Source organism: Desulfonatronospira thiodismutans ASO3-1 (assembly GCF_000174435.1).
In the GTDB taxonomy this organism is placed as follows: Bacteria; Desulfobacterota; Desulfovibrionia; order Desulfovibrionales; family Desulfonatronovibrionaceae; genus Desulfonatronospira; species Desulfonatronospira thiodismutans.
The window spans coordinates 296,702-312,874 of record NZ_ACJN02000002.1 but is presented as its reverse complement, the minus strand read 5'-3'; the positions used below and the strand labels follow the sequence as shown (position 1 = coordinate 312,874).

The following is a 16,173-nucleotide window of genomic DNA, read 5'->3' as shown; positions in this document are numbered from 1 at the left end:
TCATTTTTTGCTTCTTTACAGTATCCACACCCAAGTATAACATTGGCCTGCCCGGGCAGGTACTGTGCGGGCATACGCATTACTGGAAAGACCGCGGCTGCGGTAAAAAAAGGAGGTCCTGAATGGAATATGTGAGATGGGCGGGACTGCAGGTGGCTGAGCCTCTGGCGGAACTGGTGGAAAACGTGATTACTCCGGGGACCGGCATCAGTTCCCTGCAGTTCTGGAAGGCCCTGCAGGAGATTGTCCAGGACCTGGGACCGCGCAACCAGGCCCTGCTGGACAGGCGCCGGGAGCTGCAGGACTCCATAGACCAGTGGCACCTGCAAAGGCGCGACCTGGAACATCCCGGCCAGGAGTACAAAAAGTTTCTCTACGATATAGGATATCTTCTGCCTGAAGGGGAAGACTTCACCATTTCCACCACCGGGGTGGACCCTGAGATTGCATCCATTGCCGGACCGCAGCTTGTGGTGCCGGTCAATAACGCCCGCTACGCCGTCAATGCCTGCAACGCCCGCTGGGGAAGCCTGTACGATGCCCTGTACGGCACTGACGTCATTCCGGATATGCAGGGGGCACAAAGAGGGCAGGGCTACAACCCGGTGCGAGGGGAAATGGTAGTCAAATCCGCTGCCGGGTTCCTGGACCGGGCAGCACCCCTGGAGGAAGGATCCTACAGTCAGGCCGTGGGTTTTGAGCTGCAGGATTCCCCCCGGGGAAAAGCCCTCATGGTCCGCCAGCAGGACAACAGCACTTCCGGGCTTGCCAATGCGGAGCAGTTTGCCGGTTATGCCGGAGAGGACAGGCTTGAGTCCATTCTTCTGAAAAATAACGGCCTGCATATAGAGATACTTATAGACCCGGACGATCCTGTGGGAGGAAGGCACCCGGCCGGGGTGAAGGATGTGGTTCTGGAGTCTGCAGTGACCACTATCCTGGACTGCGAGGATTCAGTGGCTGCAGTGGATCCCGAGGACAAGACCCTGGTTTACAGCAATCTTCTGGGGCTTTTTAAGGGCGAGCTGGAAACGGCCTTTTATAAAAACGACCAGTTGATCAAACGCGAAATGCATCCCGACAGAAGCTACGTTTCACCTGACGGGCAGAGCTTCTGCCTGCCGGGCAGAAGCCTTATGCTGGTGCGCACAGTAGGGCATCTCATGACCACTGATGCGGTCCTGGACGGCCAGGGGGGCGAAATTTTCGAGGGCATCCTGGACACCATGATTACCGCTCTGGCCGGAATGCACGACCTGCAGGGCCAGGGGCGCTTTGGCAACAGCCGCAGCGGCAGCCTGTACATAGTCAAGCCCAAGATGCACGGCCCGGAAGAGGTGCAGTTTACCTGCGAGCTCTTTGCCAGGGTGGAGGATGCCCTGGGCCTGCCCCGAAATACCCTGAAGGTGGGGGTAATGGACGAGGAGCGCCGGACCACCCTGAATCTCAAGGAATGTATCCGGGTTGCCAGAGAAAGGATTATTTTTATCAATACCGGTTTTCTGGACCGCACCGGTGACGAGATCCATACCAGCATGGAGGCCGGGGCCATGGTGCGCAAGGGGGACATGAAAAAAGAACCCTGGATGCTGGCTTATGAGGACTGGAACGTGGATACAGGCCTGGCCTGCGGGTTTCGGGGCCGGGCTCAGATAGGCAAGGGCATGTGGCCCAAACCGGCGGAGATGCGCGAGATGGTTATGGACAAGCTATCCCATCCCATGGCCGGGGCCAATTGTGCCTGGGTGCCTTCTCCCACTGCCGCCACCCTGCACGCCACCCATTATCACCAGGTGAATGTGGATGCCCGTCAGGCTGAGCTTGAAGGCCAGCGCCGGGCAAAACTGGACGACCTGCTGAACGTCCCGGTTATAAAGGACAAAATGCCTTCGTCTGAAGAAATACGCCAGGAACTGGAGACCAACGCCCAGAGCATCCTGGGATACGTGGTGCGCTGGGTGGAGCAGGGCATAGGCTGCTCCACGGTACCGGATATAAGTGACACCGGGCTCATGGAAGACCGGGCCACCTTGCGCATATCCAGTCAGCACATGGCCAACTGGCTGCATCATGGCCTGTGCACCCGGGAGGAGGTACTGGAGGTGCTAAGGAAAATGGCCACAGTAGTGGACCGTCAGAATGCACACGACCTGATGTACAGGCCCATGAGCAGGGATTTTGACTCCAGTCCGGCCTTTCAGGCCGCCTGCGATCTGGTGTTTGAGGGGCGCAGTCAGCCCAGCGGCTATACAGAACCCATCCTGCACTCCAAAAGAAGAGAGGCCAAGTCCAGATTTGGAGTGTAAAGCTGCCAGGGCAGGTAGTAGATCAATATGATCCTTTCCTATCATCCCTGTTTTTACGGGGACAGGTTCCGGCTTTATGCAGGACGCGAACTGGATGAGAAAGACACAGCTCTCATGCGCAGGGCGTCGGCGGTGATCCTGCCTCCGGGGAGGTTGCCCGGACTATACCGGGAGGCAGTATCCTGCTGCGCAAATGTCTTTCCTGATTACAGCAGCCGCTACCGGTATCCGGGCAAGCCAGGAGATATCCGGCTTTTCAGGGAACACGGCCTGCCCCATCCAGGCACTGATCTTTTTGAACACACCCGGGACTGCCTGCCCGGCTACCTGGAGTCAATAACCTATCCGGTCATTATCAAACATTCAGCAGGGGGGGAGGGCAGTCTGGTCTACCGCGTGGACAACCCGGCTGAGGCCGCAAAGGTTCTAGGTGTCTTTAATGGCATGGAGAAAAGCGGCATCCAGAGCTTTCTGGTCCAGAAAGCCCTGGATGCCGGGAACAGGACCCTGAGGGTGGTGGTCATTCATGAGCACCTGTACAGTTACTGGCGGGTGCAGCCACAGGCGGGCAAAGTCCAGCACAACCTGGCCCAGGGCGGGTTTGTGGATTTTTATTCAGACCCGGAACTGCAAGAAAAGGGGCGATCTCTGGTGCAAAAGCTTTGTGCGGCCAGCGGCATCAACCTTGCCGGCATAGACGTCCTCTTTGATCATGCCGGGCCGGGAGAGCCTGTGCCTATGCTGCTGGAAATCAACTTTTTTTTCGGCCTGCAGGGGCTGGGAGGCCTGGAGAGGTATCATAAACTCCTTAAAGAGGGGGTCAGGGACTGGATTCTCCAGCGCGGCCTACGCCTGCCTCCCAAAGATTTCCCCGGTCCACATGTATAACAGATTAAAAGCGTCTCGCCCGGTCGGTCCGGGATGGAGGCAGCGAACAAAATGATAAAGAAGTGGTCATTTAGAACGAACCACCCCCGGCCCCTCCTTAACCAAGGAGGGGAGTAGGCCGTGCCGTACTCATAAAATGACAAACTTTTGTGACAGCAACAGCGCGCCTGTGCAAGTCACATCAAGGAGGATTCATGATTACTATTCTGGCGCTGGGAGACAGTCTTACAGCAGGTTACGGGCTGGGCCCGGGAAAGTCTTTTGCCGACCTTCTGCAAGAGGCCCTTGTCCAGGAGGGCTGGCAGGTGAAGGTGATAAACGGCGGGGTATCCGGGGATACCACCCTGGACGGTTTAAGGCGGTCAAGCGGCCTTTTAAGGCATGGCCCGGACTTAGTTATAGTGGAGCTTGGCCCCAATGATTTTTTCATGGAACTGCCCTTAAGCGAGGTGCAGCAAAATCTGGACAGGATCGTGGAGGTTTGCCTGGATTCTGGAGCCAGGGTGCTTCTGGCAGGGTTCGAGTCCCTGCAGGGCTTTTATCCCGGGTATGCCCAGGGGTTTCACACTGTATACCGTGAGATTTCTGCAGCCAGACAGGTCTCTTTTGTTCCCGACTTTCTTCCGGGTATCCCCGATAATCCAGAGCTGACCCTGCCCGACGGCGTGCATCCCAATGAAGAGGGAACCCGCAGGATAGTGGAGCATATCCTGCCCTACGTAAGAGAGGAACTTTCCCGCATAAAGGATGCGGATTAGTCGCCAAAAATAATCGGGTACTCCCGCAAAAAATTTTCAACCGGAAATAAGCCTGTCCCTGTCCACAGCATGCGGTCCTGAAAGCACCCTGCGGCCGGACCGTCTGGCCATGTTCAAAAGCATGCTCCTGAAAACCAGTCCGTGCAGGGGGTAGGTCAGATACCAGTAAACCAGGCCCGGCAGGCCGTAAGGCTTTAGCCTGGCGATCTGCAAAAGCCGCACCCTGTCCTGTTCAGTGTTTACGAGCCTGAACTCCAGCACGGCCTCTCCCGGGAGGTTCATCTCAGAAAGCAGGACAAGCACGTGGGGCGGTTCACAGCGCAGCACCCTCCAGAAATCCAGAGCGTCTCCCACAAGCAGCCGGGACTGATCCCTTCGTCCCCGGCGAAGTCCCGGCCCGCCCGCAAGACGGTCCAGATCCCCCCGGATACGCCACAAAAAATCCATTCCGTACCAGCCCCGTGATCCCCCGATTTCCTCCAGGAGAGGCCAGAGCCTGTCAGCTGTTCCTTCAAGCTCGACTGTCTGGGTGTACTCCAGTATCCTGGAGCCGGCACTGTTCTGGTCTTCCTGAATGATCCATTCCGGGGCCTGCAGCTGTCCGGCGTCCATCCAGCAGGTCTGGACCTGGTCCTGGTGTACTGTGTGCAGAGCCAGGGACATGGCCTGGCTGCAGCTTGCAAGCTCCTGGGGAATAATTTTATTTATCTCCTGATCCCGGCATACAGCTTTGTCCCGCATGCTTTCGATAAGTGTTTCCGCGAGACTGGCCGGAACAGGTGTAAGAAAATGCGCAAAGCGGGCCAGAAATTTCGAGGTGAGCCCGGGGACCCTTATGATGATGCGCCTTCTCAAACCAGCCTCCCTGGCGTATATCCTGAACAGGTCAGCATAGGTGACCACGTCCGGACCTCCAATGTCAAAGGTCCTGCCTGTGGTCTCGGGCTTCTCTAAGCAGCCCGCCAGATATTCCAGCACGTTCTGCACGGCGATGGGCTGGGAGAGGGTGTCCACCCAGCGGGGGGCGAACATTACGGGCAGGCGCTGTACCAGATGTCGGATTAGCTCGAAGGCTGCACTTCCGGAGCCCAGAATAACCGAAGAGCGCAAAATGGTGACAGGCGTCCTGCCTGCCTGCAGGATGCGACCGACTCTGGCCCGTGACTGCAGGTGCCTTGAGGCCCGGGCATGGTCATCGCCCAGATCGCTTAAATAGATGATTCTGTCCAGACCTTCCCTGCCGGCTGCCAAGGACATGCTTCTGGCTGCCTGCAGATCCAGATTTTCCTGTTGGGGAACCGCTGCTTTCATGGAGTGTACCAGGAAAAAGGCCGCACTGCACCCCCCGGGCTGCCCGCATGAGGGAGGAGCGGTCCTGCATATCCGCCACTGCGTTCTCCACTCCCGGATCACGGGCCCAGGGCCTGCATGACAGCTTGACTGGGGATCTGGCTACTGCGCGTACGCGAAAGCCCTTTTCCAGCAGGACAGGAATCAGCCTGCCTCCGATGTAGCCAGTGGCACCGGTTACGAGAATGGGTTTGTCGGTCATAAGTATCCTGAATGGAAAAAGTTGAGGCTTTAATGAAAATGCCCGGAAAATATCAGGTTATCAAAAATCATCCGGCTGTGATATCAGGGCCTTCAAGCAGGGTGCAGCCTGACTGCCGGACCATATTTATGAGCATGGACCTGATGACCAGGTTGTGGACCCTGCGGGATATATGCCAGTACAGGACACCCCCGAGCCCACGGGGCAGAAACTGCACGGTCAGCACCACTTCCAACCGGCCTCCGGGAATGTCGCGCAGATAAAACTCCAGCATGGCCTCCCCAGGGTGTTTCATCTCAGAAAGTAAAAGCAGCACTTTGGGGGGCTTTACCTCCAGGACTCTCCAGAAATCCACCAGTTCCCCGGTGATGAGTCTTTCCTGGTGGCTACGGCCATGCTGCAGTCCATATCCCCCGGCCAGGCGGTCCAGCACACCCCGGATTCTCCATAGGGCATCAGTGCCGTACCACCCCTGCAAACCTCCAATGCTTTCCACCAGTGGCCAGAAATCATAGGATCCGCCTTTCAGTACCACCCGGAATGAGGACTTGAGCTTGGAGCCTGCGGCAAAATAAATATCTCCGCAGGTGTACCATTCCGGAGGGTTGGGGCGCTCTCCACCGGTCCAGCTGGCCTGAATGCGGTCCCGGCAGAGAATCTGCATGGACCTGACCATAGCCTGGCGTACCGTAAGCAGATTCTGGGGGATGATTTCCCGTATGCGGTGATCCTTGCAGACAACCGTGTTGCGCATGCCTTCAATGAGCGGCTGGGACAGAGTTGCGGGTACAGGAGTTATTTTTTCGGCGCATCTGGCCAGAAGTCCCGGAGTGAGAAAAGGGACCTTGATGATAACCCTGCGGTTCAGGCCGGTTACCTGGGCATATATCCGGAACAGGTCCTCGTAGCTCAGGATGTCCGGGCCGCCGATGTCAAATGTGTCGCCCATGGTCTGGGGCTTTTCCAGGCATCCGGCCAGGTACTCCACCACGTTGCTTACAGCAATGGGCTGGGATCTGGTGCGGACCCATCCGGGAGTGAGCATTACCGGGAGCCTTTCGGTGAGAAAGCGGATGAGTTCAAAAGAAGCACTGCCGGACCCCAGGATCACAGCAGAACGAAATATTGTTGTGGGCACGCTGCTTTTTTTAAGAATTCTGCCTACTTCAGCCCGGGAACGCAGGTGTTTGCTCAGGCTGGGCTGGTCTTCGCCCAGTCCGCTGAGGTAAACAATTCTTTGCAGACCTGCCTGTTCGGCCATGCGGGCCATATTGGCAGCCGCCTCCCGGTCTGCGGCTGCAAAGTCCTGTACGGTGGGGCTCATGGAGTGAACAAGGTAGTAAGCAGCGCTGCACCCCGCAAGAGCTCCTGCCAGTGACGCAGGGTCCATGAGGTCTGCCTCCACAACCTCCAGGGCGGGATGGTTTATCCAGGTTTTGCAGTCAAGCCTGGGCCTGGAGCGGACCATGCCCCTGACCCGGTAGCCCTTGTACAGCAGCATGGGAATAAGCCTGCTGCCGATATATCCCGATGCGCCGGTAACAAGAATTGGCTTTTCTTTCATGCTCTTCCCCAGGGTGAAAAACCTCGTATGTGATACAAACAATAGACGGCCGGGAAACCGTTAATGATTAATTGAAAAAAAGTTAACATGCTGCACAAGTCTATCATGCCTGAACAACCAGGGATTGGCAAATGATTTGAAGAGACCATATCAACCCCGGGGCATTGCCTGCGGCAAAACAATGCGCTAAAGAATCTGCCTCAGACGTAATGAAAACTCAAGGAATCAATTATGAGCAAGGAAACAGTCAGAGACAAGACAGATCCCGGCATATCCCCTGCTCCTGACAGGGATAAGCAGAACTGCTGGGAAGTCATGCAGTGCGGAAGAGGCCCGGATCAGGGGCTGGATCAGGAGCATATCTGTCCGGCGGCCAGAGAAAAGCGCCTGGACGGTGTGCATGGAGGCCGAAACGCCGGAAGGTCCTGCTGGGTGGTGGCAGGCACCTGCTGCGGGGGCAACGTGCAGGGAGTCTTTGCCCAGACCATCACCAAGTGCCGGCACTGCATGTTTTACCAGCAGGTTGTAAGTGAGGAAAAAGAGTCTTTCCTGGATATGGTAAGCCTTTTTCAAAAACTAATAGAAGCGGGCAAAAAGCTGGGCAGGATTAAGCGGCGGGGCCTGATAGTGGGCGGTTCGGGCCTTATAGGCGGGACTTTGATGCACTACTTCAAGTCACAGCACGGTGACGCCTACGAGATCCTGGCCCCCAACAGCAAGCGCCTGAGCCTTAGGGAACCTGAAGATATAAAGTCATACCTGGAAACATACCGGCCGGATTTTATAGTCAATTGCGCTATCCCTCCTCTGGATGGAGGTCCGCAACTGGCATACGAAGTAAATTACCTGGGCAGCATCAATCTGGCCAGGGCGGCCATGGCCCTGAGGGTTCCCTTTATCCACTTCAGTTCAGCCGCTTTGCAGCCCATGGGGGAAAATGTCGCAGAGGACGAGTACCTGCCCCTGTCCACTTCCATGCCTTTTTATCCCCGTTCCAAGCTTATGGCGGAAATGACCCTCAAACATCTGCACGAAACCAGGGGACTTGACTGCACAGTAATCCGTCTGGGCGTGGTTTACGGCAAGCATGATCACAAGATCCAGGGTTTTCAGCGCCTGCTGTTTTCCATAGCCACCCAGTCCATGATGTTTTTACTGACCAGACCGGGCGTACGTCATTCTTACACGCACACGGAAAAGATTGCTCCCTTTGTTCACCATGTACTGCAGAACCGGGAAGAGTTTACAGGCCAGACCTACCACTTTGTGGACCCGGAGCCGGTGGAATTAAGCCGGCTCATGCTGGCGGTAAAAAACGCCCTGGGTGTCAAAAAGCCCAGGGCAGTGCACGTGCCTTACTCTATGGCCAGCCTGGGCGGCTACAGCCTGAAGCTCTTTCTGCGTATGCTGCGGCCCCTGGGATACGACGGACGTCTGCCCCAGGAGGTCATGTTTATGGACAAGTTTTACCAGAGCCAGATTCTCTCAGTGGACAAACTGAAAAAGTCCAGTTTTGGGGTGCCCGACCCTGAGGTAACAGTATACAGCGAGTTGCCCGGGATAGTCAGGTATTACGTGGCCAGGTGGCAGCATTACAACCTCATACCCACCGTGGACAGGGATCTATTGCAGACGGCCCCGGGCACAAAGACTTTTCAGAGCGCTCCCCAGGATCTGCTGGAAGGCCTGCACAGCGGCAGGTACGAATACCTGGCCGACTTTGAGCCCCTGCGTGATCAGGATTTTAACTGATCTCAGTTGTTATTCACCGGATCTGGTATTTCTGGCGCAGGCATAGTTTCCGGGTCAGGGTCAGCCCTTTCCGGAGTTTCGGGTGCCGGTTCTTCTGCCTGTGGCTGGGGTTCATTTTCAGTCGGATCTTCGCAGCCTGCAGTGCCGAAAAAAAGCACCAGGGCCAGTAAAAGGGCAAAAAGAAGATACAGGGATTTCACATCTGCCTCCTTGCAGGGTAGAGGAATGAACAGGGGTGATGCTGGACTGAAATTTTGCCAGGGAATGATTTTTATCCTGGCAGGACGTAATATTAACAGCATCAATTTCCATATATTGTAAATCCTGCCGGCAAGTCAATGTCTGAAAAGCCCCGGATGGAGTTTTTGTCACTCAAACACGACATTGCAGTTTTTATTTTATTGCGACCCGATATCCTGTGGCCGGCATTTATTGACATCACTTGGAGCCATTTACATAATGCTTATTTTAAACTTTGCAAAACAAAACATTAAACCGTGTTTCGGGCGGTGGGGAGACAGTTGATATGCAGAAAAAAAATGTGGCTGTGGTAGGGGTTACCGGGTATACCGGCATGGAGCTTATCCGGATTTTAAACGTCCACCCCGGCTTTGAGATCGGGGCGGTGACTTCGCGTTCCGAGGCGGGCAGGGCATTGCAGGAGCTTTTTCCCGCCATGCAGGGGACAAGGTCAGGCAGTATCGCTGTTACTTTTCCGGATCCGGAACTAGTGGCCAGGGACTGTGAAATTGTATTTCTTGCTGTTCCCCACGGGGCTGCCATGGATATGGCCGCAGCCTTTCTGGATCAAGGCTCCAGGGTGGTGGATCTAAGCGCTGATTTTCGCCTGCGAGACCCCGGGGAGTATGCAACGTGGTATGGCCTGGAGCATGGCCGGCAAGAGAGGCTTAAAGAAGCTGTGTACGGATTGCCCGAGATATACAGGGAACAGATAGCTGCAGCGAACCTGGTGGCCAATCCCGGCTGCTATCCCAGTTCTGTTATCCTGGCCCTGTACCCGGGGCTTAAAAAAGAATTGTTCCATGCAGAGGGCATTATAGCCGACAGCAAGTCCGGCACCAGCGGAGCAGGCCGGGTAGCCAAAACAGGCACACTCTTTTGCGAAGTGGCCGACAGCTTCAGGGCCTACAGCCTGGGCAGCCACAGGCATACCCCTGAAATGGAGCAGGAGCTTTCCCTGGCCTCGGGCCGGGACATGCGTCTTTCCTTCAGTCCGCACCTGGTGCCCATGAACAGGGGAATTCTCAGCACATGTTATGTTGATCTGAGAAGCAGCATTCAAACCGAGGAGATACGCAAGGCGTACAGAGAATTCTACAAAGACAGTCCCTGGGTGCGCATAATGCCCGAGGGAGTGCTGCCCGAGACCAGGTGGGTGCGCGGGACCATGTTCTGCGACCTGGGTTTTGTCCATGACCAGCGTACAGGAAGGCTGATCATAGTCTCCTGTATCGACAACCTGTGCCGCGGGGCATCGGGACAGGCAGTGGCCAATGCCAACCTCATGAGCGGATATGACCTGGACCTGGGCCTTGATGCCGCTCCATTGATGCCTTAGCTCGGAAAGCCTGTCTGTATGTCGGTATTGCCTGTGCACAGATGTTTTTCTGCCGGCAGCACAAAGTGGTGTTGCAGGTGAACCGGACAGGTCAGTGTTTAACCGTTTAATCTTTACAGGGCGGGGGAAAAATGGAAATTAATTCCAAAAAAGTTGATCAGGTTCTGGTTATCAGTGTCAGCGGCAGGCTGGATACTACCACAGCCCAGGAGTTTGAATCCAGCTGTCTGGAGCTTGTCAAGGATGAAAGCAGGATCGTGGTGGATCTGCAGGAAGTGGAGTACGTAAGCAGCGCCGGATTGAGAGGCATCCTGTCGGTGGGCAAGACAGTGCGGTCCAATGGGGGCGGCCTTGTATTCTGCTGTCTCAGGGGGATGGTCAAAGAGGTTTTTGAAATCTCCGGCTTTGCATCCATTTTCAGCATCTATGATACCCGGGAGCAGGCCCTTGAGTCAGCCTGATTCCAGGGGATTCAGCTGGATGCAGATGCCCGCCCGCAGGGAAAGCCTGCACCCCATTCAGGAGTTTGTCTTGAAAGAGGCCAGCGTCCGGGGCATGCCCGGGGATGTCCTGCAAAAGATCGAACTGGTCCTGGAAGAAGTCCTGTTGAATATTATAAACTACGCCTACCCGGAAACAGACAGCGGGGAGGTGCAGACCGGATGCAGGGAGCAGGATTCCGGAGATTTTCAAATCAGGATCATGGACCACGGAGCTCCGTTTGATCCGCTGAAACGCCCTGATCCGGATACAGGCAGGCCAGTACAGCATAGAGAGGTGGGAGGTCTGGGCATCCACCTGGTGAAAAACATGGCGGACCGGGTTGAGTACACAAGACAGGATGGAAGGAATATCCTGGACATTGTGTTCAATGCCGTATCCAGTCCGGGCCACAAGCCTGCCCATAAGGATGCCTCCACAAGTAATTGAAGAGCACTCAATTGTCAGAGGGTTGTATGACGATGTCCCAGATAACCGTTAAGCGCATAAAGGCCCACTGGGTGGACAGGGCCAGGAATTACGGGATTCTTGTTGACGGGAAAGAAGTTGCAGAAATTGGAAATGACTCCGAGGTGGCAATAGATGTAGATCCAGGCGCGCATAAGGTTCAACTGAAGATTGACTGGTGCCGGTCGCCGGTAATTGATATTGAAGTTTCACAGGGCAAAACAGTTTACCTTGAGTGCGGCCCAAGGGCGCACCCTGCCCTGGTACTTTTGTATATTACTGTCTGGAAGGATAAATATATCTGGGTGCGCAAGGCGTGACTTATCTGTTCTCTGGAACAAGTCGTTTTGTTTCCCGGATTGCTGTTTTAGAAACTGTAAAGACGTCAAGAAGATCCGCAGATATTGAATCTAAGAATCAGAAATCGGTAACTGGCATGCGAGCTCCTCTTGAAGCCCTGGGATACGAGATCACAGGGGAGCTGCCGGTTTATGGTATTTTTGACCGGGGCAAAGTAAAACAGGAAGATAATGTTGTGTCCCAGGCACAGAGGCTTGGAGCGGACCTGGCCGGGTCCTTGAGGCAATAGATGGAAATAATTGATCTCAGCCATCGTATCGAGCCCGGCATGCCGGTGTATCCGGGTACTGATGCCCCGGTGCTCGAGCGCCCGTTTGACCTGGACAAGGACGGCTTTGCGGAGACGAAGCTATCCCTTATGTCACACACCGGTACCCATATGGATGCCCCGGCCCATATCCTGGACAGGGGAAAAACTCTGGACCGCATGCCCATTTCGGCTTTTTACGGACAGGGGATATGCATTGACGCCACCCCGGAGCAAATGGAAATCGCCGCCCAGGACCTGACGCCTTACGAGGACATGATTAAAACAGCGGATTTTGTTTTGTTCAGAACCGGTTGGTCCAGGTTGTGGGGCACTGCAGGCTATTTTGAAGGATATCCGGTTTTAAGCCCCGAGGCGGCGCACCGTTTGAGCGAGTCCGGACTCAAGGGTGTCGGCTTTGATACCATATCAGCGGACGGCCCCGCAGACACTTCCTTTCTTATTCACGGGATACTCCTGGGTAAGGACATGATTATAATTGAAAACCTGGCCAATCTGGACCAGTTGCCCCGGGCAGGATTCTCCATAGCCTGTTTTCCGCTGCATTTTGTCGAGGCCGACGGTTCGCCTGTCCGGGCGGTGGCGTTTGTTGGCTGAGAGGGGGGAGTATGGTAGCGAAAAAGTGGCCATAGAAATTGAGACGTTGCGTATACTCGAAGGGCACCTGGCACCCCGGGCGTTGGGTCTTGTGATCGAATGGGCTTCACAGCACAGGGATGAATTAATTCAAAACTGGGAATTAGCGAGAAATAACCAGGCACCAAGAAAAATTGAGCCGTTAAAATAGTGAGGTAAAGGTCATGATAAAAGATGTTGTCTCTGCCATTTATAAAGGTGGGTATAAAATTGAGGTGACTTTTGAGGATGGTCTCACAGGTATCGTGGATTTTTCCAGGTATTTAAACCAGGGGGGCGTTTTTGAAAAATTTAGAGATATAGAATTTTTCAAAAATTTCAGAATAAATAAAGAACTCGGGGTGCTGACCTGGGGGGATGAAGAAGTGGATATTGCCCCGGAAAATCTTTATGCTGAAGCTACCAATACTCCTCTTCCAGAGTGGATGAATCCGCAACAGGGTTCCTCTGAGAATTTGACGTATCAGAAGAGCTCGTAAGTCAAGTGGCTGATCTTTTTTGATTCATGGGAGCAGTCTTGCTATGGTGGTCTTGGTAACAGTTCATTTTTCTGGGAACCCTACACAGGATGAACAGCAGGCAATGATTCAGGCCGCAAAGAGTTTTGCCAAAGATCCAGATAAGGTTGAGGTGGTACAGGACAATGGTGACCATTCAGGGGGTCCTCGATGTTGATTACTGGCACAAGGCCTGGGGACTGTCCCTCGCTGTGTAGGTCTGTGCAGGATCACGGAATTTTGCGCTTGTAATTTTGGTAATTGTGAAGGCAAGGTGTCGCGGGGACTGTCCCCAGGCCGATGCCAGCACCCCCTCTGAATGGTTACGGACAATGAATCCAGGAACAAGCTGACAGCTGCTTTCAGAATGAAAAACGAGGCTGCATATAAGGCTGTCGAGAAGGTGTGGCCGAGGTTCGCTAAGAGCACACCATCCAGGATCGAGATGAGTGTTCGGTTTGAACAGGAAAAGGCCTACGACCTGCGCACCAATAAGCGATAAGTACCAACATCACCAAGCAAGATGCCTGTCAACCCAACAAAAAGGCAAACTGCTCATGAGCAATTATGTCCAGCATGGACGATATAGATAAAGCAAGCCTGCTTCAGGCTCTAAAAAGCGCTGAAGCCGAGTGCTTAAGGTTGCGCGCGGAGAATGAACGCTTAAGAGCCAGGCTTGGGCTTGCCACTGAGACACTGGAAGAAGACAAATCAAAAACCCCCTCACTCTCAACTTCCTTGCAGGAGCCGCACCTACTTTCGTCAGCATCTGTATTCTGCAAATCCTCTCCGGAAGAGAAAATAGCCCTGTTTCGCCAACTGTTTCGGGGCAGGGAGGATGTCTACCCTGTCCGCTGGGAAAACAAACAGGGCCGAAGCGGCTATACCCCGGCCTGCGCCAATGAATGGAAGCGACCCTTATGCGGCAAGCCAAAGGTAAAATGCGGCCAATGCGAAAGCCGCCTTCTGAAACCAGTGACTGACCAGGTTGTTTTTGATCACCTGGCCGGCAACCAGACCATAGGAGTGTATCCACTTTTGCCGGATGACACCTGCTGGTTTCTGGCGGCTGATTTTGATAAAAAGTCCTGGCAGGAAGACGCCGCTGTATTTCTGGAAATTTGCAGGGAGATGGAGATTCCAGCATCACTTGAGCGTTCCAGGTCCGGCAACGGAGGTCACGTCTGGATTTTTTTCAATAGTCCGGTTTCGGCTCATAATGCCCGCAAGCTTGGATGCGCGGTGCTCACCAGGGCCATGGAACGCAGGCGGGAACTGGGTTTTGATTCCTATGACCGCTTTTTCCCCAATCAGGACACATTGCCCAAAGGCGGCTTTGGCAATCTTATTGCCCTGCCTCTGCAATATTATCCTCGAGCCAGGGGGCACAGTGTTTTTATTGACTCCTCTTTGCAGCCATACCCGGATCAATGGGCTTTTCTGTCCGGGGTCAACACAATGAGTCCGGCAGATGTGGAGGCTTTAGTCCATGAGGCCGGTCAAAGAGGTGCAGTAGCTGGAGTGCCGGACAGTGTTGAAGAAGACACAAGGAGACCCTGGACCCTGCCTCCTTCAGGTAAAAAGCCTCCAGAAGGTGTGTCCGGACCATTGCCCCGGGAAGCATCACTGATTCAGGGCAACCAGATTTACGTGGTAAAAGGCGGATTGCCAGCAGAAGTGCTGAACCGTTTGACCAGGATGGCCACCTTTCAGAACCCCGAGTTCTACAGGGCTCAGGCCATGCGTTTATCAACTTTTGGCAAGCCCAGGATAATTAACTGCACAGAAGAGTTTCCTGATCACCTGGCTCTGCCCCGGGGGTGTCTGGAAGAAGCCCTGGTATTTTTGAAGAGCCTGGGGGTCCAGGTTAACATCTCGGATCATCGAAATACAGGTCAAGCAATTGATATAGGTTTTAACGGTGCCTTGACCCCTGAGCAGCATCGGGCCGCCCAAGCCATGGCAGAACATGACAATGGTGTATTGTCGGCAGCCACCGCTTTCGGCAAAACAGTAGTTGCAGCCTGGCTGATTGCCGAAAGGAAGGTGAACACCTTGATCCTGGTCCATCGCAAACAATTGATGGATCAGTGGCAGGAAAGGCTTGGGACTTTTCTGGATTTGCCAGCCAATTCCATTGGCCGTTTTGGAGGGGGAAAGAACCGGGTCAGCGGCGTGGTGGACATTGCAACCCTGCAGAGTTTGAACCGGAAAGGAGAAGTCCTGGATCTGGCAGCCGATTACGGGCATATCATTGTGGATGAATGTCATCATGTGTCCGCCTTCAGCTTTGAACAGGTCCTGAGGAAGGCCAAGGCAAGGTATGTGTGCGGCCTGACCGCCACGCCCATCCGTAAGGACGGGCATCACCCCATAATATTTATGCAGTTTGAGCATGTCGTTGTGCCCAGGCGTACGGATTTTGCCCTGCCTGCCAATATGGATAACCCGGGCATTCAGGAGGTCTACTCCGCCCTGGCTGGTGATGAGGCCAGAAATGAAATGATCTTAAACGATCTGTTCAACGCCCTGGAGGATGGGTGTTCTCCAATCCTGCTGGCCAGACTGGTAAGCCATGTAGAAGAACTGGAAAAGCGGCTGCAGAATTTTGTCCGCAATGTCATAGTCCTTCGGGGCGGCATGGGCAAGAAACAGAGGCAGGCAGTATTTGAAAGGCTGGCAGCAGTTCCGGATACAGAGGAGCGGGTGCTGATAGCAACCGGCAGCTATATCGGGGAAGGGTTTGATGATGCCCGTCTGGATACCCTGTTCCTGTTGTCTCCTGTTTCCTGGCGGGGGACTCTGCAGCAGTATGCCGGGCGTCTGCACCGAATGCACAGCAACAAACGCCGGGCCCTGATCTATGACTACGTGGATGAACATGTGCCGCAACTGGCCAGGATGTTTCAGAAGCGCCTGGCCGGATACCGGGCCATGGGATATAAAACAGCTGAGGAAAGCCCGGGGGAACATGTGGGAGCATAAGTCGGGCAAGTTTTTTTACAGGCTTAAAGCGTCTTTTCATGCTGGCTGAAAGCATTCTTTGTGGTTGTGAAAATGTCAAT

The 16,173-nt window shown here is 54.5% G+C and carries 18 protein-coding genes; 14 read left to right on the top strand and 4 right to left on the bottom strand.

What is annotated here, in order from left to right; translation table 11 throughout:
- Positions 1-122: 122 nt before the first annotated feature.
- From DTHIO_RS07690 to DTHIO_RS07680, 3 genes are all read left to right on the top strand, one after another.
- Positions 123-2,306: a malate synthase G gene (locus DTHIO_RS07690; protein WP_008869754.1), complete on the top strand. Its 2,184-nt coding sequence runs from the start codon at positions 123-125 to the stop codon at positions 2,304-2,306.
- A gap of 27 nt (positions 2,307-2,333) precedes the next feature.
- Positions 2,334-3,194, top strand: a complete 861-nt coding sequence (locus tag DTHIO_RS07685) for an ATP-grasp domain-containing protein (protein WP_008869753.1) — start codon at positions 2,334-2,336, stop codon at positions 3,192-3,194.
- A gap of 194 nt (positions 3,195-3,388) precedes the next feature.
- Positions 3,389-3,952 carry an arylesterase gene (locus DTHIO_RS07680; RefSeq protein WP_008869752.1) on the top strand — a complete coding sequence of 188 codons (564 nt, stop codon included), beginning with the start codon at positions 3,389-3,391 and terminating at the stop codon, positions 3,950-3,952.
- 36 nt (positions 3,953-3,988) lie between these two features.
- On the opposite strand, the gene DTHIO_RS07675 is transcribed toward DTHIO_RS07680, so the two are convergent.
- From DTHIO_RS07675 to DTHIO_RS07670, 3 genes are all read right to left on the bottom strand, one after another.
- Positions 3,989-5,263 carry an SDR family oxidoreductase gene (locus DTHIO_RS07675; protein ID WP_244156339.1) on the bottom strand — a complete coding sequence of 425 codons (1,275 nt, stop codon included), beginning with the start codon at positions 5,261-5,263 and terminating at the stop codon, positions 3,989-3,991.
- Positions 5,145-5,504 (bottom strand): SDR family oxidoreductase, encoded by a 360-nt coding sequence (locus DTHIO_RS22350; protein ID WP_244156338.1) that lies wholly within the window; start codon positions 5,502-5,504, stop codon positions 5,145-5,147. The genes DTHIO_RS07675 and DTHIO_RS22350 overlap by 119 nt, the downstream gene beginning before the upstream one ends.
- A 67-nt stretch (positions 5,505-5,571) precedes the next feature.
- Positions 5,572-7,068: an SDR family oxidoreductase gene (locus tag DTHIO_RS07670; protein WP_008869751.1), complete on the bottom strand. Its 1,497-nt coding sequence runs from the start codon at positions 7,066-7,068 to the stop codon at positions 5,572-5,574.
- Between the two features lie 231 nt (positions 7,069-7,299).
- Here DTHIO_RS07670 and DTHIO_RS07660 point away from each other — a divergent pair, with 231 nt between their 5' ends.
- Positions 7,300-8,820 carry an NAD-dependent epimerase/dehydratase family protein gene (locus tag DTHIO_RS07660; RefSeq protein ID WP_008869750.1) on the top strand — a complete coding sequence of 507 codons (1,521 nt, stop codon included), beginning with the start codon at positions 7,300-7,302 and terminating at the stop codon, positions 8,818-8,820.
- Positions 8,821-8,822: 2 nt separating this feature from the next.
- On the opposite strand, the gene DTHIO_RS07655 is transcribed toward DTHIO_RS07660, so the two are convergent.
- Positions 8,823-9,020, bottom strand: coding sequence for a hypothetical protein (locus tag DTHIO_RS07655; RefSeq protein ID WP_008869749.1), 198 nt, complete (start codon positions 9,018-9,020; stop codon positions 8,823-8,825).
- A 326-nt stretch (positions 9,021-9,346) separates the two neighbouring features.
- Here DTHIO_RS07655 and argC point away from each other — a divergent pair, with 326 nt between their 5' ends.
- The 10 genes from argC (at position 9,347) to DTHIO_RS07610 (ending at position 16,093) form a co-directional block, all read left to right on the top strand.
- The gene (gene argC, locus DTHIO_RS07650) at positions 9,347-10,399 is read left to right on the top strand and encodes an N-acetyl-gamma-glutamyl-phosphate reductase (protein WP_008869748.1); all 1,053 of its coding nucleotides are present in this window, start codon (positions 9,347-9,349) and stop codon (positions 10,397-10,399) included.
- Between the two features lie 131 nt (positions 10,400-10,530).
- Entirely contained in the window at positions 10,531-10,860 is a 330-nt protein-coding gene (locus DTHIO_RS07645) for an STAS domain-containing protein (RefSeq protein WP_008869747.1), read from the top strand.
- A complete protein-coding gene (locus DTHIO_RS07640) occupies positions 10,847-11,329 on the top strand; it encodes an ATP-binding protein (RefSeq protein ID WP_008869746.1) in 483 nt (160 codons plus the stop codon). Before DTHIO_RS07645 ends, DTHIO_RS07640 begins: the two co-directional genes overlap by 14 nt.
- A 26-nt stretch (positions 11,330-11,355) precedes the next feature.
- Positions 11,356-11,667 carry a hypothetical protein gene (locus tag DTHIO_RS07635; RefSeq protein ID WP_008869745.1) on the top strand — a complete coding sequence of 104 codons (312 nt, stop codon included), beginning with the start codon at positions 11,356-11,358 and terminating at the stop codon, positions 11,665-11,667.
- A gap of 116 nt (positions 11,668-11,783) precedes the next feature.
- Positions 11,784-11,936, top strand: a complete 153-nt coding sequence (locus DTHIO_RS21390; RefSeq protein ID WP_008869744.1) for a hypothetical protein — start codon at positions 11,784-11,786, stop codon at positions 11,934-11,936.
- Positions 11,937-12,572, top strand: coding sequence for a cyclase family protein (locus DTHIO_RS07630; RefSeq protein WP_008869743.1), 636 nt, complete (start codon positions 11,937-11,939; stop codon positions 12,570-12,572).
- Positions 12,523-12,762 carry a DUF4160 domain-containing protein gene (locus DTHIO_RS22675; protein ID WP_050775160.1) on the top strand — a complete coding sequence of 80 codons (240 nt, stop codon included), beginning with the start codon at positions 12,523-12,525 and terminating at the stop codon, positions 12,760-12,762. Before DTHIO_RS07630 ends, DTHIO_RS22675 begins: the two co-directional genes overlap by 50 nt.
- 13 nt (positions 12,763-12,775) lie before the next feature.
- Positions 12,776-13,090, top strand: coding sequence for a DUF2442 domain-containing protein (locus tag DTHIO_RS07620; RefSeq protein ID WP_008869741.1), 315 nt, complete (start codon positions 12,776-12,778; stop codon positions 13,088-13,090).
- Positions 13,091-13,427: 337 nt separating this feature from the next.
- Entirely contained in the window at positions 13,428-13,610 is a 183-nt protein-coding gene (locus DTHIO_RS07615; protein WP_040418179.1) for a hypothetical protein, read from the top strand.
- 65 nt (positions 13,611-13,675) lie between these two features.
- Positions 13,676-16,093, top strand: coding sequence for a TOTE conflict system archaeo-eukaryotic primase domain-containing protein (locus tag DTHIO_RS07610; RefSeq protein WP_008869739.1), 2,418 nt, complete (start codon positions 13,676-13,678; stop codon positions 16,091-16,093).
- Positions 16,094-16,173 lie beyond the last annotated feature (80 nt).